Source organism: Acidobacteriota bacterium, from assembly GCA_020845575.1.
Lineage (GTDB): Bacteria > Acidobacteriota > Vicinamibacteria > Vicinamibacterales > Vicinamibacteraceae > Luteitalea.
In genome coordinates, this window is record JADLFL010000018.1 from 86,433 (window position 1) to 109,958 (window position 23,526).

Below are 23,526 nucleotides of genomic sequence, written 5' to 3' on the forward strand. Positions count from 1 at the left end.
GCGCCGGGCACCGGGCGCCGGGGCGAGGGGCCGGCGGCTTCACCATGGTTGCCATCGACGCGCTGGCGCTGGTGGAGGCTTGCGGGCTAGCATGTCGGCCATCGCATGCTGACACTCACGTACGCGGGCCTGGCGATCGCCGGTTGCGGCTACGTCGCCATCGCGTTGGTCCTCGGCCAGGCCTTCGACATCGACGATGGCGGGGCGGCGGATGGGACGTTCCACATCCCGCTGTTCTCTCCGCTCTCGCTGGCCACGTTCTGCGGGGCTCTCGGGGCGATCGGCCTCGGGGCGATCTTCGGCCTGCAGTTGTCCGATCCCGTCAGCCTGGCTGTGGCCATTCCCGGCGCGTTCGCCTTCACGTACGTGGTCACCTACGTGGCCTGGCGGCTGCTCGCCTCGTCCACGGGCACGCAGACAGTCCGCGAGAGCGATCTCCTCGGCGCGACGGCCGAAGTCCTCACGCCCATCCCCCAGGATGGCCTCGGCCAGGTGGCCGCGATGGTGCGCGGACAACGCCACACCGCGCCTGCTCGCACCCCCGATGGCACGCCCGTGTCGCGCGGCACGATCGTGTCGGTCGTGCGCGTGGCGGGCGCCACACTCATCGTCGAAGGCGATCCCGCCCCAGTACGCAAGTCCTGACGAGAGGCCCCACACGTGCCCGAACTGTTTCTCATCTCCGCTGTCGTCGCGCTGGCCGGCCTGGCGGCGGGCCTGGTCCTCGCCTATCTCGCGTTCCTGCGCAAGGCGGGCCCCAACGAGGTCATCGTCGTATCCGGCCGTGGCCCCGTACGGTTCATCACGGGCGGCGCCGGCGTCGTGGTGCCGCTCTTCTCCACATGGAATCGCCTGTCGCTCGAGATCATGACCCTCGACGTCAACACGCCCGAGGTCTACACCTCGCAGGGCGTGCCCGTGCTCGTGGACGGCGTGGCGCAGATCAAGATCAAGAAGGACGAGCCCTCGCTCCACGCCGCGGCGGAACGCTTTCTCGGCATGAAGCCCGAGGAGATCATCAAGGTCGCGCTCGACACGGTGCAGGGGCACCTGCGCGCCATCCTCGGCACGCTCACCGTCGAGGACATCTACAAGAACCGCGATCAGTTCGCGCAGAAGGTACAGGAGATCTCGGCCGGCGACCTCGCCAACATGGGGCTCGGCATCGACTCGTTCACCATCCGCGACATCCGCGACAAGCATGGCTATCTCGAAGCGCTGGGCAAGCCGCGGATCGCGGAAGTGAAGCGGACGGCGGCGATCGCCGAAGCCAACGCCCTCAAGGAAGCCTCGATCGCGCAGGCGGACGCCGAGCGCGAGACGCGTGAACGCCAGGCCGAAGCGCTGAAGCTCGCGCAGGAAGCGGAAGCACGCCGTGACGCGTTCGTGGCCGAAGCCAACGCCGAGAAGGACCGGCGTCAGCAGGAAGCCGACGCGGCGGCGCGGCGGGCATCGGAGATCGCCAACTACCAGGCCCAGCAGGCGATCGCCGAACAGCAGAGCATGGCGAACCGGAAGCGCGCCGAGGCCGAGATGGCGTACGAGCTCCAGAAGAAGACGATGGAGATCGAGCTCCAGGAACAGGAGATCAAGCGCAAGGAGAAGGAACTCGACGCCACGATCCGCCGGCAGGCCGACGCCAAGCGTTACGAGACCGAGACGCTGGCCGAAGCCGCGCGCAAGCGCGTGGAGACCGAGGCCGACGCCGAACGGGCGCGACTGGAACGCCTTGCCGAAGGCGAACGCGCGCGCGGGCTCGCCGCGGCAGCCGTGTCGCAGGCGCAGGGTGAGGCCGAAGCCGAAGTCGCCAAGGCCCGCGGTCTTGCCGAGGCGGAATCGCGCAAGGCGCAGGGACTGGCCGAGGCGCTCGCGATGGAGAAGAAGGCCGACGCCTGGCAGCGGTACAACGAGGCGGCGGTCCTGCAACTGCTCGCGCCGATCCTCCCCGAGATTGCGCGTGCCGTCGCCGAACCGCTGTCGCGCATCGACAGGATCACGCTCGTCAGCACCGGATCGGGCAACGACGGTCAGGTGTCCACCATCACCAACGAAGTCACGAAAGTGATCGCGCAGATGCCTCCCGTCATCGAGTCGCTGACGGGATTCAAGCTTGAACAATTGCTGTCCAAGGTCGCCGCGCAGAGGCAGGGTTCCGGCACACCCGCGTCGCCTGATGCGCCCGCGTCATCCGACACGTCATCGTGAGGCCGCCCGAGGCCCACCCCACCGGAGGTCGTTCGCGCATGTCCCTGTTCCGTACCACCTGCCTCGCTGCGCTCGCGGCACTCGTCTCCGGCGCCGTCGCGCTGCAGGCCCAGGCACCGCGGCGCGCCACATCGTCGAAGGCCGTCGCGACCGCCACCGCCGAAGACGCACGCATCGCCCGCATCAAGGCGGCCGTGGCCGCCGACGTGAAGTCGCAGGCGATGTTCGATCTCGGCCAGCAGATGAACGACATGGTGTTCAGCTTCGCGGAGCTGGGCTTCCAGGAAGTCGAGACATCGCGCTACCTCACAGGCATCCTCGAGAAGGAGGGCTTCACGATCGAGCGCGGTGTCGCGGACATCCCCACGGCGTGGGTCGCACGCTGGGGTTCGGGCTCTCCTGTCATCGCGCTCGGTTCCGACGTCGACTGCATTCCGCAGGCGTCGCAGAAGCCGGGCGTCGCGTATCGCGATCCCATCGTCGATGGAGCACCAGGCCACGGCGAGGGCCACAACTCCGGTACGCCGCTCAACATCGTCGCGGCGATCGCGGCCAAGCGCGCGATGGAGCGCGAGCGGTTGACGGGCACGATCGTCATCTGGCCCGGCATCGCCGAGGAGCAGCTCGGCACGAAGGCCTACTACGTGCGCGCAGGGCTCTTCAAGGACGTCGACGCGGTGCTCTACAACCACGTCGGCACCAACCTCTCGACGAGTTGGGGCGACGGGCGCATGAGCGGGCTCGTGTCCGTGGAGTACACGTTCCTGGGCGAGTCGGCCCACAGCGCGGGCGCGCCGTGGCGCGGCAGGTCCGCGCTCGACGCCGTGGAGTTGATGAACACCGGCTGGAATTTCCGCCGCGAGCACCTGCGGCTGCAGCAGCGGTCGCACTACGTGATCACCAACGGCGGCGACCAGCCCAACGTGGTGCCGCGCAACGCCAGCGTCTGGTACTTCTTCCGCGAGACCGACTACGACGGCGTGAAGCGCATGTGGGCGATCGGCGATGAGATGGCCAGGGGCGCGGCGCTCATGACCGACACCACCTGGACGTCGCGCGTACTCGGATCCGCATGGCCCGCGCACATGAACAAGGCGCTCGCCGAAACCATGTACGCCAACATCCAGTCCGTCGGCCTGCCTGAATGGTCGGAGGCCGATCTCACGCTCGCACGCGCCACTCAGACCGAGCTCGGCGTGCCCGTCGTCGGGCTCGCGACGACGATTCCGTCGCTGAGCGGGCAGGAGTCGATTCCCGACGGGGACAAGCGCGGCGGCGGATCCGACGACATCGGCGACATCGCGTGGAGCGTGCCGACCGTGTCCCTGAGCTATCCGGCGAACTTCCAGGCGGGACCTGGCCACAACTGGGCCAACGCGATCCCGATGGCCACGCCCATCGCGCACAAGGGCGTGAACGCCGGCGCACAGGTGCAGGCGCTCACCGTGATCGATCTCGTCCTGCGTCCATCGGTCGTCGCGGCGGCGAAGGACTACTTCACGAACGTGCAACAGAAGACGCGCACGTACGAGCCGCTGATTCGTCCGCAGGACCAGCCGGCGACGCACCTCAATCGCGCGATCCAGGAGAAGTACCGCCCGGAATTGCGCAAGTTCTACTACGACCCGAGCCGGTACAAGACGTACCTGGAACAGCTCGGCATCACCTATCCCACGGTGAAGCCGACGAAGTAGGCGCCAGGGGCTGAAGCCCCTGACCTCCATCCTGCTCTTCCAGCCTCACACGCGGTGCGTCCGCGACATATGACAGGCAGGCACCTCGTCCTCCGGGAGCGAGTACGCCAAGATCTCGGCGTATGACGAAAGCGCTCCTTCCTCTTCTCGGCGTCGCCGCGTTGGTGTGCGCGCCACTCCAGGCACGGGCTCAGGCCCAGACCACGACGCGCACGACCCGATCCGCGGCCGCGCCGGCGGCTGTCGATCAACGGCTCGCTGGCCTCAAGGCCGCCGTCGTCGCCGACGTGAAGTCGCAGGCCCTGTTCGACCTCGGCCAGCAGATGACCGACATGGTCTTCAGCTTCTCCGAACTCGGGTTCCAGGAGTTCGAAACGCAGAAGTACCTGACCGGCATCCTCGAGAAGGAAGGCTTCACCATCGAACGCGGCTACGGCGGCATCCCGACGGCGTGGGTCGCGCGCTGGGGATCCGGCAAGCCCGTGATCGCGCTCGGCTCCGACGTCGACTGCATCCCGCAGGCCTCACAGAAGCCGGGTGTGGCCTACAGGGATCCGAACGTCGATGGCGCACCTGGTCATGGCGAGGGCCACAACTCGGGGACGCCGCTCAACATCGTTGCCGCCATCGCCGCCAAGCGGCAGATGGAGAAAGCGAAGCTGCCGGGAACGCTCGTGATCTGGCCTGGCGTTGCCGAGGAAGTCGTCGGCACCAAGGCGTACTACATCCGCTCCGGGCTGTTCAACGACGTCGACGTCGTGCTGTACAACCACGTCGGCAGCGACCTCGTGACGTCGTGGGGTGAAGGCCAGGGCAACGGTCTCGTCTCGGTGGAGTACACGTTCCTCGGCGAGTCGGCCCACAGCGCCGGCGCGCCGTGGCGCGGCAGGTCGGCGCTCGATGCCGTGGAACTGATGAACGCCGGATGGAACGCCAGGCGTGAGCACCTGCGCCTGCAGCATCGCTCGCACTACGTGATCACCAACGGCGGCGACCAGCCCAACGTGGTGCCGCGCAATGCCAGCGTCTGGTACTACTTCCGCGACACCACCTACGAGCAGATCAAGCGGCTCTGGGACATCGGCGACAAGATGGCGCAGGGTGCGGCGCTGATGACCGACACGACGTTCACGTCGCGGCTGCTCGGTTCGGCGTGGCCGCAGCACTTCAACAAGCCGCTCGCCGAGACGATGTACGAGAACATCAAGACCGTGGGTCTGCCGACGTGGACCGATGCCGACGTGACGCTCGCCAGGGCGACGCAGACCGAACTCGGCGTGCCTGTCATCGGCCTGGCCACGAAGATCGCCGAGTTGAAGGGGCAGCGGGAGATCCCAGACGAGGAAAAGCGTGGCGGCGGGTCTGACGACATCGGCGACATCTCGTGGACCGTGCCGACGGTGACGCTGCGCTTCCCCGCCAACTTCCAGGCCGGGCCGGGCCACAACTGGGCCAACGCGATCCCGATGGCCACGCCCATCGCGCACAAGGGCGTGAACCATGGCGCCCAGGTCATCGCACTGACGGTGCTGGACGTGCTGCTGCGGCCAGACGTCGTGGCGGCCGCGCGCGATTACTTCACCAACGTCCAGACGAAGGACCGTACGTACACGCCGCTCATTCGCGAGACCGATACGCCGGCCATCGAACTGAACGCCGACATCATGCAGAAGTACAAGCCGGAGTTGCAGAAGTTCTATTACGACCCGAGCCGGTACAAGACGTACCTGGAACAGCTCGGCATCACCTATCCGACAGTGCGCCCAGCGATGTAAGCGAGGCAGGACGGCCGGGCCCGGAGCCCGGCCCACCGTGACCGATGGAGCGAAGGGGCTTCAGCCCCTTCGTCAGCCGATGAAGAGCGCGTCGTCCTCGTCGCGACCCGATGGGCGACGACGCGTCGTGCGGCCCTTCCTGATCGATCCAACGGCGGCACGCACGGCCGACGCCAGCGCCATGCCCTCGCGCGCGGGGGCGACGACGGCGTTCTGCACGACGGCCAGCGTCTGATCCAGGCGCCGCGCCGCCGACGTGACGGCCACGTCGGCCTTCTCGGCCTGCTGGACGGCCAGCGCGGACAGGCGCGTGGCGTCGGCGCCGATGACCTTCAGCTGCTCGACGAGCGGCTGCACCTGATCGACGAGCGGCTCGACCTTCTCCTGCAGGCGCTTCTCGACGCTCGCCAGCCGGGCCTGCACCCTGCGCGCCGCAATCGCCCCGGCCACGATCGCTCCGACCTGCACGAACGCCATGACGAGCGTCGACACCGCGATGATGGCAAGCCAGACGTTGGAATCGTTCATCTGTGTGTCTCTACAGTCGTTCGGCGTCGGCAACCGGCAATCGGCAAGCCGGCAACCGCAAGGCTGCCGCGAGGGTGATGTTCGGTTGCCGGTTGCCCATTGCCGGTTGCCGGCGCTGTCAGAAGATACTCACCTTGACGTTGAGGTACTTCTTCGGATCTTTCTTGATCTCCGCCAGGAGGCTGCGCAGTTCCGTCGCGGCGGCGTTCATGTTGTCGTAGAGTTGCTTGTCCTGCAGCAGCCGACCCGCCGTGCCTTCACCACTGTTGAGCGAGGTCATCAGCGTGTCCAGGCGCTGCACGACGGAGTCCAGTCGATTATAGAGCGCGTTGTCGGTCAGGAGCTTCCCCGCGGTGCCCTCGCCGTTGCGCAGACCTGCGCTGACGGCCCGCAGGTTCTCCGTGGTGCTCGAGAGCGACTTCGCGAGCGCATCGTCTTTCAGCAGCGTTCCCAGGGAGCCCTTGCCGGCCGCGATCTCGCTGGTCACCTGGTCGAGATTGGCGAGTGCACGCTCGAGGTTGCGCGCCGACGCGGCGTCGTTGAGCAGCGTGCCCGCGGGCCCCTTCGCCTGACGGATCGACAGGAGGACGTCGTTGGCCGACCGCACCACGGTGCTCAACTGGTCGTAGAGTTCGTCGCGCGTGAACATCTTCCCGACGGCGCCCTTCCCCGCCCTGACGTCCTCGATGAGCGCGGCCGCCTGCGCGAGCGTCTCGGTGGCGTTCTCCGCCACGTCGGCGATCTGCCCCGGCGTCTTCGCCGAGCGGATGTAGGCCCAGTCCTCGAGCGGCGTCCCCTGCAGCGACGGCGTGATGTCGACAGCCCCCTCGCCGAGCAGGCTCACCGATCCCACCTGCGCGAGCGAGTGCTCGGTGATCTTGTTCTTCACATCGGGACGGATCCGCAGCACCACCTCGACGACGGCGCCATCGAGGTAGACCTCATCGACGGCACCGACGTTGACGCCGGCGAGCCTGACGAGCGACCCCGACTGGAGGCCCGCGGCGTTGGGGAAGCGCGTCTTGAGGTGATACCGGCCCGAGAACAGGCCTGCATCACCGCCGACGGCGAAAATCAGCATCGTCGCGAGCACGAACGCGGCGACGGCGAGGATGCCGATCTTGAGCTGGGACCAGGCAAGAGAGCGTGTACGTGGCATCGGATCAACTCAGGAACAAACGGAGGTACGGGTCGGTCGACGCGCGCAACTCGCGCGCCGTGCCCTCGAAGTGCACCAGCCCATCACGGAGCATCACGAACTCGGCCTGCTCCAGTTTCTCGGGCGTGGCAGGGACGATGTCGACCCTGCCGTCGTCGCGGCGCACGGCCATCTTCTCGGTCACCCAGAACGCGTCGCGCAACTGGTGCGTCACCATGATGGAACTCACGCCCTCGATGTCGCGCAGCTTCACGATTTCGTCGTCGATCGTGATCGACGTGATCGGGTCGAGGCCGGTCGTCGGTTCGTCGTAGAGCAGGATGCGCGGCTGGAACGTCATCGCACGCGCGATGGCGACGCGCCGGCGCTGGCCGCCCGAGAGCTGCGACGGCATCTTGTCGATGTGCTCCTCGAGTTCCACCCAGCCGAGCACGTCCTCCACGCGCTTGTGGACGTCTTCGAGCGGCGTGTCGGTCTCCTCGTACAGCTTGTAGCCGACATTCTCGCGCACCGTCAGGGAGTCGAAGAGCGCGCCTTCCTGGAACACCATCCCCACATCGTCGCGCACCTTCATCATGTCGGTTTCCTTGAGCTCGTCGATGCGCACGCCATTGACCCAGATCTTGCCGGCCTGGGGCTTCAGGAGCCCGAGGATCAGCTTGAGGATCGTGCTCTTGCCGGCGCCGCTCGCTCCGAGGAACACCTTGGTGTAGCCCGCGCGCAGTTGGAAGCTGACGTCCTTGAGGATGACGTTGTCGCCGAACGCGAGGAAGACGTGCTCGAAGACGATGATCGGCTCGCCGGGCGTCTTCACGCGCGACAGCCGCGTCTCGAGTGGCGTGGGCGTCCCCATGGCTCAGTACAGGAGGCTGATCAACAGCTTGGTGATGATGAAATCGATCACGAGCACCGCGACCGATCCCGCGACGACGGCCTGCGTGGTGCTGCGGCCGACCCCCTGCGTGCCGCCCGTCGTGCGCATGCCCACGAAACACGCGATGCTCACGAGCGCGAACCCGAGGAACACCGGCTTGATGAGCCCCATCCAGATGTCCTGGATGTACAGGCCCATGACCACCGAGTTCCAGTAGACGCTCGACGCCACGTGCAGCTGCGTGACGGTGGTGACCCACGCGCCGACGATGCCGACGAAGTCCGAGATGATGGTGAGAATCGGCACCATGATGACGCCGGCGATCACGCGCGGCAGCGCCAGCTTCCGCAGCGGGTCGGTCCCGAGCGCGCGCAGCGCGTTGAGCTGGTCGGTCACGGCCATCGACCCGAGTTCGGCGGCGATGCCGGAGCCCACGCGACCGGTGACCATCAGCGCCGTCAGCACCGGACCGAGTTCCTTGATCATCGACGCGCTCACCAGCCGCCCGACGACGGACCGCGCGCCGAACTGATCGAGCGTCATCCCCGACTGCAGCGCCAGCACGGCGCCCGTGAACCCGCCCGTCAACAGGACCACCGTCAACGACCCCACGCCGATGGCGTCGAGTTGCTCGACGATGTCGCGGATGTAGATGGGCCGGCTCGTGAGCGCGCGGCCGAGCGCCGCGCACATCCTCACGTACTCCTGCACCTCGAAGAACGCCTTCTTCGCCCCGCCCGTCGTCTTCTCCCAGAATGTCAGGATGATCACGCGCCAGGCGCCTCCACGCCTGCCAGCGCCAGTCCGGGACGACGCAGGGTCCTGATCTGATCGCGGAGCGTTGCCGCCTTCTCGAATTCGAGGTTGGCGGCCGCCGCACGCATCTCGCCTTCGAGACGCGCGATGTGGGCGACCCGTTCGCCTTCGTTGCGGAATGCGAGCGTCCCGCGCTCGACGGGCACCGTCAGGTAGTCCTGCTCCTCCACCGCGCCCATGCCCTCGTCGATCGCCCGACGCACGCTGGTGGGCGTGATGCCGTGCGTCTCGTTGTAGGCCACCTGCACCTCACGACGCCTGTTGGTCTCGTCGAGGCAGCGGCGCATCGAGTCCGTGGTGGCGTCGGCGTAGAAGATCGCCCGTCCGTCCACGTGCCGCGCCGCGCGCCCTACCGTCTGGATGAGCGAGCCCGCGGAACGAAGGAAGCCTTCCTTGTCGGCGTCCAGCACGGCCACGAGCGACACTTCGGGAAGATCGAGCCCTTCACGCAGCAGGTTGATGCCGATGAGGACGTCGAAGGCGCCGCGACGCAGGTCGCGCAGGATCTCGATGCGTTCGAGCGTGTCGATGTCGCTGTGCAGATAGCGGACGCGCACGCCCAGCTCGTGGTAGTACTGCGTGAGATCCTCGGCCATCCGCTTGGTGAGCGTGGTGACGAGCACGCGCTCGCCACGCTCGACGCGCAGGCGAATCTCGCCCAGCAGGTCGTCCACCTGGCCGCGTACCGGACGGATGTCGATCGGCGGATCGAGCAGGCCCGTCGGACGCACGATCTGCTCCACCACCACGCCGGCCGACGATGTCAGCTCGTAGGGGCCCGGCGTGGCGCTCACGAAGATCTGCTGCCCGACGCGCGCCTTCCACTCGTCGAAGTTCAACGGCCTGTTGTCGAGCGCCGACGGCAGACGGAACCCGTACTCGACGAGCACGTCCTTGCGCGCGCGGTCCCCCGCGTACATGCCGCGCACCTGCGGGATCGTCTGATGGCTCTCGTCGACGATCGTGAGCGCGTCCTCGGGCAGGTAGTCGAGCAGCGTCGGCGGCGGCGCGCCAGGCGCGCGGCCCGTGAGGTGTCGCGCGTAGTTCTCGATGCCGTGGCAGTACCCGATCTCCTGCATCATCGCCAGGTCGAACATCGTGCGCTGGTGCAGGCGCTGCGCCTCGAGCAGGCGCCCCTCCTGTTCGAGCTGCGTGCGACGTTCGACCAGTTCCGCCTTGATGGTCTCGATCGCGAGCTTCGTGCGATCGCGCGACGTGACGAAGTGGCTCTTCGGGTAGATGGATACCCTGTCGTGCCGCCTCACGGTGCCGCCCGTCAACGGATCGATCGTCGCGATCTCGTCGATTTCGTCGCCGAACAGCTCGATGCGGATCGCGTGCTCGTCGTACGACGGGTAGACCTCGATCACGTCCCCGCGCACGCGAAAGGTGCCGCGTGCGAAGTCGGCGTCGTTGCGCTCGTACTGGATCTCCACCAGCGTGCGGAGGATCGCCTCGCGCGCGATGGCCTGCCCGCGTTCGAGCGGCAGCTTCAGCCCGTAGTAGGCCTCCGGCGATCCGAGACCGTAGATGCACGAGACGCTGGACACGATGATGACGTCGCGCCGCTCGAAGAGCGATCGCGTGGCCGAGAGGCGCATGCGATCGATCTCCTCGTTGATGATCGCCTCCTTCTCGATGTACGAGTCCGTGGCCGGCATGTAGGCCTCGGGCTGGTAGTAGTCGTAGTAGGACACGAAGTACTCGACGGCGTTGTGCGGGAAGAAGCGCCGGAACTCCTGGTAGAGCTGCGCGGCAAGCGTCTTGTTGTGCACCATGACCAGCGCCGGGCGATTCACGCGCGCGATGGTCTGGGCCATCGTGAACGTCTTGCCCGACCCCGTCACGCCCAGCAGCGTCTGGAACCGGTCGCCGCGTTCGAGGCCGCTGACCAGTTCGTCGATCGCCCGTGGCTGGTCGCCTCGGAGTTCGAAGGACGAGACCAGTTCAAAGCGATCGGATGTGGATGGCATGAGGGCGAAGGCGCAACGAATCCTGCGGATCGTACCACCCTCCGCACATCACGCGGCCGCCGAAGACGGCAAGCGCCGCTTACTCGGGACGGGCCGCGATCGACTCCTGACGCAGGAGCGCGAAGTACCCCTTGCGAGTGCGGATCCGGGCCGACTTGAGGTCCGTCCGGTTGAGCCGCACGTCGAGCGTGCGCCAGGTGCCGTCGTTGGCCTGATTGCTCGACACGTAGCCGAGGAGGTACCGGCCGTCCACGTCGGCCTGGATCTGCCGGTAGGCCTGATCGATGTCCTGTCGCGAGGTCGGGAAGAAGGCCAGGCCGCCTGTCGCCTCGGCAAGCTGCGTGAGCCGCATGCGCTGTTCGAGCTTCTCGCGCGAGCCCTGTCGCTCCAGGAATCCCACCACGTACACGGTGACGTCCGACGCCTTGAGGGCCGTCAGCGCATCACTGAACGACATGACGCTGCGCGTGTCACCCCCGTCGGTATACGCCACGACGACCTTCTCGCCGGACTGGAACGCCGTGCCCTCGAGATACACGCCGAGCGCATCGTAGAGCGCCGTCCAGCCGTCGGGCTTGCGCGTGCGCAGGCGCTCCACGAACCGCGGGAAGTCGGCCGCGCCGAAGCGGGCCACGCGGACCTCGGTGTCGAAGTCCACCAGCGTGATGTCCTCGGCGCGCTGGAGCATGTTGCAGAACTTGACGGCGGCGCTTCGCGCCATCGCCAGATCCGTCGCCATGCTGCCCGAGGTGTCGAACAGGAGTCCGATGTGGAGCGGCGGCCGATCGTCGGCCACGTCCGCCGCGTCGACGCCCTCGCCGGGCCCACCCGTGGCAAACAGCCGGAGTTCCTGTGGTCGGCCGTCCTCGAAGATCGTGAAATCCTCGCGCGCAAGCGTGGCCACCGGCTGGCCGGCCTTGTCGACCACGGCCACGCCGACCCGCACGGTCTCGACGCCGCTGCGGAAAATCTCCTGCGCCATCACCGGCGCAGACCAGGCCCACATGAGTAGTGCTGCCGCCGTCACGAGACGCGCCATGCCATCCCCCGTCGCCACCGGTCCGTCCCCGTGGCGCGCGCCGCGCGGCCGGAGACGGCTCCCTTCGGAAATCCCGCTCAGGATACACCCACACGATGGGGATGCGGACTCCCGCGAGGTCGGGGCGTATACTTGTGGTTTGGCCCGTGGGGGTCGCCGCATGGCACGCTCCCGCTCACACGCATGAAGTGCCTGGCCGTCTGTCAGACCGACCTCGTGATGCGCGCGCTCCACGCCGCGCTCGGCTCGACCTTCGACGTCGAGTTCCTTGTCGACAACCGGCAACTCGCGCGACGCCTCGGCGAGGAGGGCCTGAAGATCACGGCGGCCGACTGCTCGCGCTGCGACTCTTACGTCAAGGCCGACCTGGCCCCGAGCACCTGCGTCATCATCGAGGACACCGGCAAGCGGAGCATCAAGCGCCTCATCAGTGCGGTGCGCGACGCCGGCGGGACCCTGACCTACGTCGTCTCCACGGGCGCCAGCACGAAGCGGGCAGACGAGGCCAAGACCGCCTTTCCCGACATCTTCACGCTGACGCTCGGTGACCTGCTGGGGCCGCAGCTGCACGGCGAACTCGAACGCAGCGCGACACGCGCGCGCGTGCTGCAGTACCAGCGCTTCTTTGCCGACGCCGACCGTGTCCTGATCCTGCTGCACAACGAGCCGGACCCCGACGCGATGGCTGCAGGACTCGCGTTGCGGAACCTGCTCCGCCGCACGAAGACCACGGCGATCATCGGCGCCATCCACGGCGTGAGCCGCCCGGAGAACGTGCGCATGGCGCACCTGCTCGACATCCAGGTCGAGAAGGTGACGCCGGATCAGTTCGCGAGCTTCGGCCGCGTGGCCACCGTGGACGTGCAACCGCACTACTTCGGCGGCCAGCTCCCACACGTGGATATGGTGGTGGACCACCATCCGGAGCAACCGGGCTACAGCGCGGTGTTCAAGGACATCCGCGCCGACTACGGGTCGACGTGCACGATCCTCACCGAGCACCTGCGCGCCGTGGACATGAACGTCTCCGAGCGCGTGGCAACGGCGATGCTGTACGCGATCAAGTCCGACACGCTGTTCTTCGCGCGCCACACGAACCGGCAGGACCTCGACGCGTTCACCTACCTCTATCCGCTGGCCGATGCCGCGCTGATCCGCAAGATGGAAGGCGCCGACATCACGCTGGAGCGCCTGCACACGGTGGTCAAGGGACTCGCCGCGAGCGACATGCGCGGCGACCTGTTCTTCGCGAGCCTGGACGAGGTGCCGCGCGAGGACTTCATCACCTACACCGCCGACTTCTTCCTCCAGGTCGAGGACACCAAGTGGACGTTCGTCACCGGCATCGTCAACGACATGCTGGTGCTGTCGGTGCGCAACCTCGGGTACTCACGCAACGCCGGTGAGTTCGTGCGCAGGTACTTCGGCGACATCGGCAGCGCCGGCGGTCACCGTGCGATGGCCAAGGCCGTCGTCCCCTTCGCCGCCTTCGCCAAGCGCCACGGTGCCAGAACGCCCGCCCAGATCAACGCCGCCGTGGCCGCCATGGCCGAGCAGTTCATTCACGACACGCCCGCCGGCAAGAAGGACGAACAGAGCAAGAAGGAAGAACCGAAGGCCGCACTCGTCCCGTGAACGGCGCTACCCCAACGCCTGGTCGACGTCGGCGACGAGATCGTCGACCCCTTCTATTCCCACAGACAGCCTGACCATGCCGCGTGTCACGCCGGCACGCGCGAGTTGATCGTCAGTCCAGCCGTACTGCGACGACAACACCGGCAGGCTGCACAGGCTCTCGACGCCGCCGAGGCTCGCCGCGCGCTTGAAGACGGTGAGGCGATCGAAGAACCGCGCGGCAGCGTCGAAGCCACCCGCGAGATCGAGCGTGACCATGCCCCCGAATCCGCGCATCTGCGCGGCGGCAATGGCGTGATCCGGATGACTCGCGAGACCGGGATACGACACGGCGGCCACGCGCGCGTCGCCCTCGAACGCCCGCGCGAGCGCCAGTGCGTTGGCGTTGTGCCGCTCCATGCGCACGTCGAGCGTCTTGAGGCCGCGAGCCACGAGTGAGGCGGCGCCGGGATCCATCAGCGCGCCCACCAGCTTGCGTCCAGGCAGGAGACCGTCGATCAGAACGCGCGAGCCCATCACGGCCCCGCCCGTCACGTCGCTGTGTCCGTTCAGGTACTTGGTGACGCTGTGCATCACCAGGTCCACGCCGAGCCTGAGCGGGCGCTGGTTGTACGGGGTGGCGAACGTGTTGTCGATCACCGACGTCACGCCGGCCGCACGACACGCCGCCGCCACGCGTGCGATGTCGAGACACCGCAGCGTCGGATTGATCGGCGACTCGAACCACACCAGCCGCGTCTGCGGTCCGATGACGAACGTCGGATCGCGCATCTGGTCCAGTTCCACGAACCGCGTCGTGACGCCGAACCGCGTCAGGAACGACTGCAGCAGGTGGAGCGTGCCGCCGTAGATGGCCGCGCTGCACACCACCTCGTCGCCCGCAGACACGAGGCTCATGATGGTCGTCGCCACGGCGCCCATCCCCGACGAGAAGACCATCGCGGCTTCGGCGTCTTCGGCTTCAGCCAGCTTCATCTCGAGCGACCGCAGCGACGGGTTGTCGTACCGCGTGTAGAAATAGCGATCGGTGCCGCCCTCGATGTAGGCCTGCACATCGCGCGTCGACTCGAAGACGAACGTGGTCGTCTCGTAGACGGGCGTCGTGAGCGGACACGCCCCCGGCATCGCCCCTTCGGCCGTGTGGATCAGACGTGTGGAAAGCGCCGGACGAGTCATGTCAGCGGGAGATCGTCCCCAGGGGCGATGGGTGCGAGGGGAGGCTGATCCAGCCCCTCCGCGCTGCCACCGATGACCGGGACGATGAACTGGGCGTACGCGTCGTCGTAGCCGCGGCGGACGAGCTCGTCGAGGACGGCGTGCCGATCGGATCGGGCGTCGCGCGTGCCAGCCATGTCGAAGGGGCCGAGCGGATTGTGCACGGGCTGCACGTGATACACGGTCGTGAAGCGATCGAAGAACGCCGTGGCGCCGTCGCGCACGCTGGCGCTCTCGTGCGCGGCGATGGCCTGCCCGAGCCAGGCGCGCGGCGAGGCGCGGCGCGCGGTGAGGCCGTGCGGCCCAGGCAGGGGCGACGCGGCACTCACGAGAATCACCTGCTCCGCTCCCGCGGCCGAGACTTCTTCCAGCAGGCGGATCAGCGACTCGGGTCGATCGGTGACCATGTGCGTCTCGCCGCGCCAGGCGCTATCAAGCGGGAACGTCAGCGCGTGCGGCTCGGCGGCGAGCGGCACGGCGAGCGACGCGCTGAGGCCGTCCATGGCGAGATCGCGGCCCGCGCCGAGCAGGTCGATCACTTCCGCGACGCGCACGCCCGCCGCATCCTCGGTGAAGAAGCGGCGCCGCCACGGTTCCTGCAGCGCGGCGAAGACGAGATCACGGCGCGCATCGAGGTCGTGCGCCACCACCAGCAGTTCCGCGGAGCCGGGCTGACCGAGCCCGTCGGCGATCATCTCCACGTAGCGGCGACTGAGCTCGCGGCGATCCGTGGTCCGCGAGCCGCCCGCGGCGGGTCCGGTCCAGAGCGCCTGCGCGAAGTGCGCCACCGCGCGATGGGCATCGAGTGGTGCCCCGAGCGCGATCCACCACGGCGGACCATCCCAGCCACGGCGGCCCTGTCCGCGCGTGCGCAACACGTATTCGCCGGCGAGGAACAGCGCCGCCGCCAGCAGCGACAGCACCGCCACACGCGGGATCACCTGCGCGAAGAGCGTGTGGCTGAACGTGGCGGCAATCGTCTGGACGAAGAGTGCCGCGATGCGCCCGTCGCGATCGAGCCCCGTCAACTGGACGGCATACGCGAGCGGGTACAGCAGCATCGCCAGGACCTGCACCAGCACCGGAATGGCGAGCACGCAGAAGGACGCGGCGAGGGCCCAGCCGAGCACGCGCCACGACAGGCGCCAGCCGTACAAGGCCGCGGGGCGCGCGCCGCTCCAGGCGCCGGACGGCTGCCACAATCGCGTGCCACCGTCGATGGCCGCGAGCATCGCACTCACGGCACCCATGCCGCGGCCGGCCACGAGGTCGACCTTCACGCCCGCTTCGGCGAGCGCCTTCATGACGCCGGCGTGATAGGCACCCGCCGATCCCGTGCCCGTGAACACGAGTGCCGTGCGCAGGCGCGGCGCGTAGGGCGGACTAGTCGTGGATGGTGACGAGTTTGACGAGCTCGAAGATTCGCTGGCCATTGGGGGTGGGCACGGTGACATCGTCGCCCTCTTCCTTGCCGAGCAGGGCGCGGCCGATCGGGGATGCCGTCGAAATCAGTCCCTTGGCGGCATCGGCGTCTTCGGGCATCACGAGCTGATACACGACCGTCTCGCCGTTCTCGCGCAGCGTCACCGTGGAGCCGAACGCCACACGGCCCTGCGGGATCTTGTCGAGGTTGATCAGCGAGATGTCGGCCATGCGCTTCTTCAGCATGCCGATGCGCGCCTGCAGGAACGTCTGGCGTTCCTTGGCGGCCTGGTACTCGGCGTTCTCGCGCAGGTCGCCGAGCTCTCGGGCACGCTGGATCTCCTTCGGGAGCTCGGTCTTGAGCTCACGATCCAGAGCGGAGATCTCGTCCTCGAACTTGCGGAGCAACTGCGCTTTGACTTCTAACACTGCGGCGATCCAGGCGATGGCATGGCGGGTCCACGCAGGCCCACCATGAGCCTGCCAGCCCGCGTCAGTTGGGCCAAGCGACGCCGAAATCTTACCATAGGGGTTCGCGCGATCCGCGCGGGCCAACCATGACCGATCCCACGATCACCAGCCGCCGACACCCGGTCGTCGCGCGGTGCCGAGACGCCGCCGACGGCCATGCCGGCGAGCACCTGCTCGATGGTCCACACCTGGTGACCGACGCCCTTGCCGCGGCGCTCCCGCTGGCGTTCGTGCTGGTTGCCGAAGGTGCCGACGCGCGACAGGAGACCGCGGCGATCGTCGACCGTGCACGAGTGGCCGGCTGCCTGATCCACCGTGTCACGCCTGCCGTGCTCGATGCCGCGAGTCCCACACGCACGCCGGCCGGCATCCTCGCACTCGTCACACTCCACATGCGCGACATACAGGACCTGCTCTTCCCTGCCCCCGCGCTCGTCACCGTGGCTGTCGACGTGCAGGATCCCGGTAACCTCGGCACGCTCATTCGCAGCACGGAAGCCGCTGGTGGCACGGGCCTCGTCGCGGCAGGCCACAGCGCGCATCCGTTCGGCTGGAAGGCGCTGCGCGGTTCGATGGGCAGTTCGCTTCGCCTGCCCATCGCGCGCGCGGCCGACACACGCGGCGCACTCACCGCCCTACGCGACGCCGGCCTGCATCTCGTCGCCCTGGCCGCTGACGCGCCCACGTCGCTGGACGATGCGGATCTGAGTGGACCAGTGGCGGTGCTCGCAGGTTCCGAAGGCGCGGGGTTGTCGACCGAGGTCGCGGCGCTGTGCGACGTGCGCGTACGCATCCCGATGCACGCGGGCGTGGAGTCGCTCAACGTCGGCGTCGCGGCGAGTCTGGTCCTCTTCGACGTCGCTCGCCGCCGGCGTTCACATCAGGAGTTCGCGCGTGAGTGAGCCCACGTTGTTCGAATCCGCGGGCGATGCGCCGGATTCGCCGCGACAGACGGGACATGTGCCCCTCGCCGACAGGATGCGTCCGCGGACCATCGACGAGATCGTCGGCCAGGATCAGGTCCTGGCGCCAGGCCGTCCGCTGCGCGAGGCGATCGATCGCGACGTCCTCCAGTCGGTCATCCTCTGGGGACCGCCTGGAACGGGTAAGACGACACTTGCACGAGCGATCGCGCAGGCGACCGCCGCACGCTATGTGGCGTTCAGTGCCGTGCTCTCGGGCGTGAAGGACGTCAAGGATGTCATGACGACAGCGGCGTATTCGCGACGGCGCGACGGCACGCGCACGGTCGTCTTCGTCGACGAGATCCATCGCTTCAACAGGGCACAGCAGGACGCGTTCCTCCCTCACGTCGAAGCCGGCGACATCGTGCTGATTGGCGCGACGACGGAGAATCCGTCGTTCGAGGTGAACGCGGCGCTGCTGTCGCGATCGAAGGTGTTCGTGCTCCAGCCGCTGACGCCTGACGCCGTGGTGACGATCCTCGACCGCGCTCTGCACGACAGCGAACGCGGGCTCGGCGCGGCGGGCATCGAGGTCGAGGACGGCGTGCTGCAGGCCATCGCGGTCCACGCCAACGGCGACGCACGCAGCGCGCTCAACCTGCTCGAACTGGCGGCAAGCGTGGTGCCGGACACGCAACCGCGCGTGCTCGCGCGCGCGCTCCTCGCGCCGCTCGTGGCGCGACGCACGCTGCGGTACGACAAGAGCGGCGAGGAGCACTTCAACCTCATCTCGGCCCTGCACAAGTCGCTCCGGAACAGCGATCCCGACGCCGCCCTGTACTGGCTGGCGCGCATGCTCGACGCCGGCGAAGACCTGATGTACGTCGCGCGACGACTCGTGCGATTCGCGTCCGAGGACGTGGGCAACGCGGACCCACAGGCGCTGGTGGTCACGGTCGCGGCGCAACAGGCCGCGCACCTGCTCGGCCTGCCCGAAGCCAACACGGCACTCGCGCAGGCGGCGGTATATCTCGCAACGGCGCCGAAGAGCAACGCGGTCTATGCGGCCTACAACGAGGCCGCCGAGTCTGCTCGTCGCGACGAGGCCGAACCCGTCCCGCTCCACCTGCGCAACGCACCGACGCGGCTGATGAAGCAGCTGGACTACGGCAAGGGCTACGAGTACGCCCACGACGCCGCTGATGCCGTGACCGGCATGGACTGCCTCCCGCCCGCCCTCCAGGGCCGCCAGTTCTATCGCCCGACCGATCGCGGCTTCGAGAAGGAGATCGCGAGGCGACTGGAAGGCTGGCGCGAGATCAAGCGAAAACGCCGCGCCCCCACCGACACCGAGCGCTGACCGCTGTCGCCCAGACTCCTCTCGACGCGAGACGGCGTAAGATGACTGCATGACGAGAATCGCGGTCGACGTGCCAACAGACATCGCGAAGCGTCTGGAGTCGGCCTGGCGCGACGTGTCGCGTGGGACGCTCGAAGCGCTCGCAGTAGAGGGTTACCGTGACGGAACGCTGAGTCGGGAACAGGTCGGGAGGATCCTCGGGTTGTCGTTCGGAGCGACCGAGGCGTTCCTGAAGGCACGTCAGGCGTACCTTGCATATGACGGGGACGACCTCGAGAAAGACCTCCAGGGACTTCGCCAGCAGCTCGGCTCTCGATGATCGTTGTCTCTGACACGTCCCCGATCAACTACTTGGTATTGATCGAGTGCCAGGAACTGCTTCCGACGCTGTTCGAACGGGTCCTCATTCCAGAGGCCGTTCGGCGCGAACTGCAGGACAGCGAAACGCCAGAACCAGTCAGACAGTTCATCGCAGCCGGTGCGGACTGGCTTGAAGTCCGACCCGCGCCAGATATTCCCGCCACTCTCACACATCTGGATGCGGGCGAACGCGAGGCCCTCGCGCTGTCGTTGAGCGTCGGAGCCGATTTCGTGCTCATCGACGAGCGGCCTGGACGGCAAGCCGCCGAAGCGCACGGGCTCGAGGCCTACGGAACACTCGGTGTCATTCTGGTTGCTGCCCGACGGAGGTTGATCAATGCGGATGAGGCACTCGACCGTCTGCAGAAGACCAACTTCCGCGTCTCGCCGCGCCTGCTCAGAAGCGTGCGTGAAGACGCGTCGAACCGCCAGCCGGAGATCTGACGTGGCCCCACCGACGCGGAACGCTGGCCGACTTTACGGAGGCGTAGGCGTCGGACTTGTCCGACGCACGGCAAGAAACAAGGATCTCGAAGAGATGGAGAGTGGCGAGTGAATCCTGGCGGGCCGTTTGTGCGGGCGGCGATCCGACGTGGCGTGTTGACCGCGTGGTTCGTGGTGGCGCTGGGCGGCGCGGCGTGGGCGCAGAAGTCCGAAGGACGACTTGCGTTCGAGGCGTTCGACGCGTGGCGGACGCAGCCAGTCCATGCGTCGCTCTCGTGGGACGACACGCTGCGGCTGTATCGACAGCAACTCCTCGATGACGGGCTCACACCCGACCAGGCAGACAGGACATTGCGGTTGGCGCTCGCGCACGACGAAGGTGTCCTGTACGACCGCGTCTACACCGCGCAGCAATCCGAGTTCAGGCTCGAGCCGACGGCGCTGCTCGTCAAGGCGGTGGCTGGACTGAAGCCAGGGAAGGCACTCGACGTGGGTATGGGCCAGGGCCGCAACGCCCTGTTCCTGGCCGAGCGAGGGTGGGACGTGACAGGGTTCGATGTGTCGGCGGTTGGTCTCGCGACGGCGCGGGATGTGGCCGCGGCGCGCGGTCTTTCCCTGCGCGCCCTGCAGATGTCGGACGAGGAGTTCGACTTCGGCACGCAGCAGTGGGATCTCATCGCCGTGCTGTATGCGATCGAGAAGCGCAGCGTGTTCCGCGTGAAGAACGCCCTCAAGCCGGGTGGCCTCGTGGTGGTCGAGGGCGCGCACCGCGAGGTCAGCGGTGGTGAGTGGGAGTTCGAGACCAACGAACTCCTGCGCATCTTCGATGGCTTCACGATCCTGAAGTACGAAGACGTGATGGACAGCTACGACTGGGCCCCGGAGAAACAGCTCCGCATGGTCCGCCTCGTCGCCCGGAAGCCGCATTGACCGCCTGCCCGGCTCCTACCTCCAATCGCAGCGTGTCCGGTTGCCCGTTGCCGGTTGCGGGTTGCCGGTCTTCAGATCCTCTCGAAACGCTTCTCGATCTCGCGGCGCGTGAGTCGCAGCATGACGGGGCGGCCGTGGGGGCAGACGGTGGAGTACGCCGTGGCGTGCAGTTCGTCGAGGATGAACTGCATCTTCTCGAGCGGCAGCGGATCGTTGGCCTTCACCGCGGCATGACACGCCATCGTTGCCGCCAGGTGCTTGAGGACATCGTCCACGCGGCCGGCCTTGTCGAAGCCGTCGAGATCCTGGCCGAGCGCGCGCAGGGCCGGCTCCACGTCGCCGAGGCCGATCAACGCCGGCATGGCGCTCACGCGGACGGACTTGCCGCCGAAGGGCTCCACGTCGAATCCCAGTCGCTCGAGGTCGTTCGCATGCGCTTCGATGCCGGCCAGCTGCGCGGGATCCATCTCGAAGACGAGCGGCGTGAGCAGACGCTGGCTCTGCAGGCGGCCCGACGACAGGCGCTCATAGATGCGCTCGTACAGCACGCGCTCGTGCGCCACGTGCTGATCGATGATCGCGAGGCCATCCTGATCGACGGCGAGGATGTACGTGTGCCGGAACTGACCGAGCGGCTTCATCGGCAGCAGCGTGTCGGCAGGCGGCGGCAGCGCGCCAACGCCCACTGACAACGCGTCAGTGGTCGTCGACGCCGCCTCGCTCGTTTCCGAAACGCCACGCTCCCACGGAGCCAACGGATCGCCCTGCGACGAGGCCGCACCAGGATGTGGCTGCCCGTCGGCACTCCCCTGCGCAACGGGACGCCACGGTTCCTGCCTGAACGTCGGGTCCGGACGCAGCACGCCGGGCAGCATCGGCATCGCCGGCAGCGCGATGGGCGCGACCGACGCCTGAAGCCGCAGCTCCGGCGCGGGACCGGCGCCGAGCGCATCGCTCAACGCGCGGCGCAGTACTTCGTGGACGAGGCTCTGTTCGAGGAAGCGGACCTCTGCCTTCGTCGGATGCACGTTGACGTCGACACGCTCGGGGGGCATCTCGATGAAGAGATGCACCTCGGGGCTGCGCTCCTTGACCGTCGCCACGGCATACGCCGCCTGGATCGCGTGCGCGATGGTCTTGTCGCGGACGATGCGTCCGTTGACGTAGATGTTCTGCGGCCCGCGTCTGGGCCCCTGATCGGCGAGCGGCGCGATGTACCCATGGACGCGTAACCCGCCACCTTCGCGTCGCACTTCCACGAGATCGGGCCGCGCCTGGTAGACCTGGTAGAACCGTTCCGCCATGTCGCTGGCGGGTGGGCAATCGAGCAGCCTGCGTCCACCGCTCGTCAACGTGAAGCCGACCGACGGCGAGCCCAGTGCGAGCTGCGTCATGAGCTTGGACACCTGCGCCGCTTCAGCGGACTCGGCCTTCAGGAATTTCCTTCGTGCGGGCAGGTTGTAGAAGAGGTCTCGCACCTCGATGGTGGTGCCTTCCGGCGCGCCCACGTCATGCGACGCCGCGAGCTGTCCGCCGTCGATGCGCAGCTCGAATCCCGTCAGCGCCCCACGCGCACGCGTGCGCAGCGTGAAGTGCGAGACCGATGCAATGCTGGGCAGTGCCTCGCCGCGGAACCCCAGCGTACGAATGCCGTCGAGGTCCTCCGCGACGCGGATCTTGCTCGTCGCGTGCCGATGCACCGCAAGGCGTGCATCCTCCGGCGACATCCCCTCCCCATCGTCTTCGACGCGGATGAGACCACGTCCACCCTGTTCGATGGCAACGACCACGCGACGCGCCCCGGCATCGAGCGCGTTCTCGACCAGTTCCTTGACGACCGAGGCGGGGCGTTCGACGACCTCACCAGCCGCGATCTGGTTGGCGAGAGCGGGAGGAAGAATCGCGATTCTCACGGTGCGGGCGCCGGGTAGGACCTGAGAGAGCCTGGCGTGGCCGATCTGCCGGACAACTTGTCCACCGCAGCCCGCAGGGCGAAGGTGGAAGTCCGGCAGCGACGACTGTCTCAGAGGAGCGAGCACGATGCCCGCCCCTCTGTGAAACAACCTACTTACGCGATGCCGCGATGGCCGCCTGCGCCGCCGCGAGCCGCGCGACGGGCACGCGGAACGGCGAGCAGCTCACGTAGTCGAGTCCGAGCACGTCGCAGAACTTGACCGAGTCAGGCTCGCCACCGTGCTCGCCGCAGATCCCCAGCTTGATGCCCGGGCGCGTCTGCCGTCCCTTCTCGACGGCGATGCGCATCAGCGCGCCGACGCCAGACTGGTCGATGGTCGCGAACGGGTTGCGCTTGACGATCTCGGCTTCCTCGTAGTGCGGGAGGAACGAGCCCGAATCGTCGCGCGACATGCCGAGCGTGGTCTGCGTGAGGTCGTTGGTGCCGAACGAGAAGAATTCCGCCGTCTCGGCGATCTCGTCGGCCGTGATCGCGCCGCGCGGCACCTCGATCATGGTGCCCACGCTGTAGGCGATCGTGGTCTTGCGCTCGGCCTGCACCTTGCGCGCCACCTCGTGGACGATCGCCACCTGCAGGTCGAGTTCCTTCTTGAAGCCGACGAGCGGGATCATGATCTCCGGCTTGGCCTTGTAGCCCTTCTTGTTGGCGTCTGCCGCCGCCTCGAACACCGCGCGCGCCTGCATCGCGGTGATCTCGGGATAGCGGATGCCGAGACGGCAGCCACGGAAGCCGAGCATCGGGTTGAA

The 23,526-nt window shown here is 67.6% G+C and carries 21 protein-coding genes; 10 read left to right on the forward strand and 11 right to left on the reverse strand.

Features of this window, described 5'->3' with window-relative positions:
* The first annotated feature begins 105 nt into the window (after positions 1 to 105).
* From IT182_05645 to IT182_05660, 4 genes are all read left to right on the forward strand, one after another.
* Positions 106 to 645 carry an NfeD family protein gene (locus IT182_05645; protein MCC6162814.1) on the forward strand — a complete coding sequence of 180 codons (540 nt, stop codon included), beginning with the start codon at positions 106 to 108 and terminating at the stop codon, positions 643 to 645.
* A gap of 15 nt (positions 646 to 660) precedes the next feature.
* Positions 661 to 2,205, forward strand: coding sequence for a flotillin family protein (locus tag IT182_05650; protein ID MCC6162815.1), 1,545 nt, complete (start codon positions 661 to 663; stop codon positions 2,203 to 2,205).
* 38 nt (positions 2,206 to 2,243) lie between these two features.
* On the forward strand, positions 2,244 to 3,899 hold the full coding sequence (locus IT182_05655) for an amidohydrolase (protein ID MCC6162816.1): 1,656 nt from the start codon (positions 2,244 to 2,246) through the stop codon (positions 3,897 to 3,899).
* Between the two features lie 122 nt (positions 3,900 to 4,021).
* On the forward strand, positions 4,022 to 5,674 hold the full coding sequence (locus IT182_05660) for an amidohydrolase (protein MCC6162817.1): 1,653 nt from the start codon (positions 4,022 to 4,024) through the stop codon (positions 5,672 to 5,674).
* 72 nt (positions 5,675 to 5,746) lie between these two features.
* Here IT182_05660 and IT182_05665 read toward each other — a convergent pair whose 3' ends face one another.
* The 6 genes from IT182_05665 to IT182_05690 all read right to left on the reverse strand — a co-directional run bounded on the left by IT182_05665 (position 5,747) and on the right by IT182_05690 (position 12,063).
* Complete coding sequence (locus IT182_05665) at positions 5,747 to 6,202, reverse strand: hypothetical protein (protein MCC6162818.1); 456 nt, start codon at positions 6,200 to 6,202, stop codon at positions 5,747 to 5,749.
* A gap of 118 nt (positions 6,203 to 6,320) precedes the next feature.
* Positions 6,321 to 7,361, reverse strand: coding sequence for an MCE family protein (locus tag IT182_05670; protein ID MCC6162819.1), 1,041 nt, complete (start codon positions 7,359 to 7,361; stop codon positions 6,321 to 6,323).
* Positions 7,362 to 7,365: 4 nt separating this feature from the next.
* The gene (locus IT182_05675) at positions 7,366 to 8,214 is read right to left on the reverse strand and encodes an ATP-binding cassette domain-containing protein (protein ID MCC6162820.1); all 849 of its coding nucleotides are present in this window, start codon (positions 8,212 to 8,214) and stop codon (positions 7,366 to 7,368) included.
* Positions 8,215 to 8,217: 3 nt separating this feature from the next.
* On the reverse strand, positions 8,218 to 8,928 hold the full coding sequence (locus IT182_05680; protein ID MCC6162821.1) for an ABC transporter permease: 711 nt from the start codon (positions 8,926 to 8,928) through the stop codon (positions 8,218 to 8,220).
* Positions 8,929 to 9,002: 74 nt separating this feature from the next.
* Positions 9,003 to 11,024: an excinuclease ABC subunit UvrB gene (gene uvrB, locus IT182_05685; GenBank protein ID MCC6162822.1), complete on the reverse strand. Its 2,022-nt coding sequence runs from the start codon at positions 11,022 to 11,024 to the stop codon at positions 9,003 to 9,005.
* Positions 11,025 to 11,103: 79 nt separating this feature from the next.
* Positions 11,104 to 12,063, reverse strand: a complete 960-nt coding sequence (locus tag IT182_05690) for a VWA domain-containing protein (protein MCC6162823.1) — start codon at positions 12,061 to 12,063, stop codon at positions 11,104 to 11,106.
* A 183-nt stretch (positions 12,064 to 12,246) separates the two neighbouring features.
* Here IT182_05690 and IT182_05695 point away from each other — a divergent pair, with 183 nt between their 5' ends.
* Entirely contained in the window at positions 12,247 to 13,698 is a 1,452-nt protein-coding gene (locus tag IT182_05695) for a DHH family phosphoesterase (GenBank protein MCC6162824.1), read from the forward strand.
* A 6-nt stretch (positions 13,699 to 13,704) separates the two neighbouring features.
* Here the strand turns inward: IT182_05695 and IT182_05700 are convergent, their stop codons facing one another.
* Genes IT182_05700 through IT182_05710 form a run of 3 tightly spaced genes read right to left on the reverse strand, consistent with a single transcriptional unit; the run spans position 13,705 to position 16,764 of the window.
* Entirely contained in the window at positions 13,705 to 14,874 is a 1,170-nt protein-coding gene (locus tag IT182_05700) for an aminotransferase class I/II-fold pyridoxal phosphate-dependent enzyme (GenBank protein ID MCC6162825.1), read from the reverse strand.
* The gene (locus IT182_05705; protein MCC6162826.1) at positions 14,871 to 16,262 is read right to left on the reverse strand and encodes a hypothetical protein; all 1,392 of its coding nucleotides are present in this window, start codon (positions 16,260 to 16,262) and stop codon (positions 14,871 to 14,873) included. Before IT182_05705 ends, IT182_05700 begins: the two co-directional genes overlap by 4 nt.
* A gap of 34 nt (positions 16,263 to 16,296) precedes the next feature.
* A complete protein-coding gene (locus tag IT182_05710) occupies positions 16,297 to 16,764 on the reverse strand; it encodes a transcription elongation factor GreA (protein MCC6162827.1) in 468 nt (155 codons plus the stop codon).
* 128 nt (positions 16,765 to 16,892) lie between these two features.
* Between IT182_05710 and IT182_05715 the strand changes: the two genes are divergently transcribed.
* The 5 genes from IT182_05715 (at position 16,893) to IT182_05735 (ending at position 20,805) form a co-directional block, all read left to right on the forward strand.
* Positions 16,893 to 17,708 carry an RNA methyltransferase gene (locus IT182_05715; GenBank protein ID MCC6162828.1) on the forward strand — a complete coding sequence of 272 codons (816 nt, stop codon included), beginning with the start codon at positions 16,893 to 16,895 and terminating at the stop codon, positions 17,706 to 17,708.
* A gap of 76 nt (positions 17,709 to 17,784) precedes the next feature.
* Positions 17,785 to 19,071: a replication-associated recombination protein A gene (locus IT182_05720; GenBank protein ID MCC6162829.1), complete on the forward strand. Its 1,287-nt coding sequence runs from the start codon at positions 17,785 to 17,787 to the stop codon at positions 19,069 to 19,071.
* A gap of 49 nt (positions 19,072 to 19,120) precedes the next feature.
* Positions 19,121 to 19,390: a UPF0175 family protein gene (locus tag IT182_05725; GenBank protein ID MCC6162830.1), complete on the forward strand. Its 270-nt coding sequence runs from the start codon at positions 19,121 to 19,123 to the stop codon at positions 19,388 to 19,390.
* Positions 19,387 to 19,875, forward strand: a complete 489-nt coding sequence (locus IT182_05730) for a DUF3368 domain-containing protein (protein MCC6162831.1) — start codon at positions 19,387 to 19,389, stop codon at positions 19,873 to 19,875. Before IT182_05725 ends, IT182_05730 begins: the two co-directional genes overlap by 4 nt.
* A 153-nt stretch (positions 19,876 to 20,028) precedes the next feature.
* The gene (locus IT182_05735) at positions 20,029 to 20,805 is read left to right on the forward strand and encodes a methyltransferase domain-containing protein (protein ID MCC6162832.1); all 777 of its coding nucleotides are present in this window, start codon (positions 20,029 to 20,031) and stop codon (positions 20,803 to 20,805) included.
* Between the two features lie 71 nt (positions 20,806 to 20,876).
* Here the strand turns inward: IT182_05735 and mutL are convergent, their stop codons facing one another.
* Together mutL and IT182_05745 are read right to left on the reverse strand one after the other, a co-directional pair.
* On the reverse strand, positions 20,877 to 22,718 hold the full coding sequence (gene mutL, locus IT182_05740) for a DNA mismatch repair endonuclease MutL (protein MCC6162833.1): 1,842 nt from the start codon (positions 22,716 to 22,718) through the stop codon (positions 20,877 to 20,879).
* A gap of 151 nt (positions 22,719 to 22,869) precedes the next feature.
* A partial coding sequence (locus IT182_05745; protein MCC6162834.1) for a pyruvate, phosphate dikinase occupies positions 22,870 to 23,526 on the reverse strand: 657 nt, incomplete at its 5' end.

What these genes read in the sequence shown, in the direction of transcription:
- IT182_05680 (MCC6162821.1), bottom strand. Translation starts at nt 8,928, where the DNA reads ATGTGCGCGGCGCTCGGCCGCGCGCTCACGAGCCGGCCCATCTACATC.
- IT182_05730 (MCC6162831.1), top strand. Translation starts at nt 19,387, where the DNA reads ATGATCGTTGTCTCTGACACGTCCCCGATCAACTACTTGGTATTGATC.
- IT182_05700 (MCC6162825.1), bottom strand. Translation starts at nt 14,874, where the DNA reads ATGACTCGTCCGGCGCTTTCCACACGTCTGATCCACACGGCCGAAGGG.
- IT182_05690 (MCC6162823.1), bottom strand. Translation starts at nt 12,063, where the DNA reads ATGGCGCGTCTCGTGACGGCGGCAGCACTACTCATGTGGGCCTGGTCT.
- IT182_05675 (MCC6162820.1), bottom strand. Translation starts at nt 8,214, where the DNA reads ATGGGGACGCCCACGCCACTCGAGACGCGGCTGTCGCGCGTGAAGACG.
- IT182_05665 (MCC6162818.1), bottom strand. Translation starts at nt 6,202, where the DNA reads ATGAACGATTCCAACGTCTGGCTTGCCATCATCGCGGTGTCGACGCTC.
- IT182_05725 (MCC6162830.1), top strand. Translation starts at nt 19,121, where the DNA reads ATGACGAGAATCGCGGTCGACGTGCCAACAGACATCGCGAAGCGTCTG.
- IT182_05715 (MCC6162828.1), top strand. Translation starts at nt 16,893, where the DNA reads ATGACCGATCCCACGATCACCAGCCGCCGACACCCGGTCGTCGCGCGG.
- IT182_05655 (MCC6162816.1), top strand. Translation starts at nt 2,244, where the DNA reads ATGTCCCTGTTCCGTACCACCTGCCTCGCTGCGCTCGCGGCACTCGTC.
- IT182_05660 (MCC6162817.1), top strand. Translation starts at nt 4,022, where the DNA reads ATGACGAAAGCGCTCCTTCCTCTTCTCGGCGTCGCCGCGTTGGTGTGC.
- uvrB (MCC6162822.1), bottom strand. Translation starts at nt 11,024, where the DNA reads ATGCCATCCACATCCGATCGCTTTGAACTGGTCTCGTCCTTCGAACTC.
- IT182_05720 (MCC6162829.1), top strand. Translation starts at nt 17,785, where the DNA reads ATGCGTCCGCGGACCATCGACGAGATCGTCGGCCAGGATCAGGTCCTG.
- IT182_05645 (MCC6162814.1), top strand. Translation starts at nt 106, where the DNA reads ATGCTGACACTCACGTACGCGGGCCTGGCGATCGCCGGTTGCGGCTAC.
- IT182_05670 (MCC6162819.1), bottom strand. Translation starts at nt 7,361, where the DNA reads ATGCCACGTACACGCTCTCTTGCCTGGTCCCAGCTCAAGATCGGCATC.
- IT182_05695 (MCC6162824.1), top strand. Translation starts at nt 12,247, where the DNA reads ATGAAGTGCCTGGCCGTCTGTCAGACCGACCTCGTGATGCGCGCGCTC.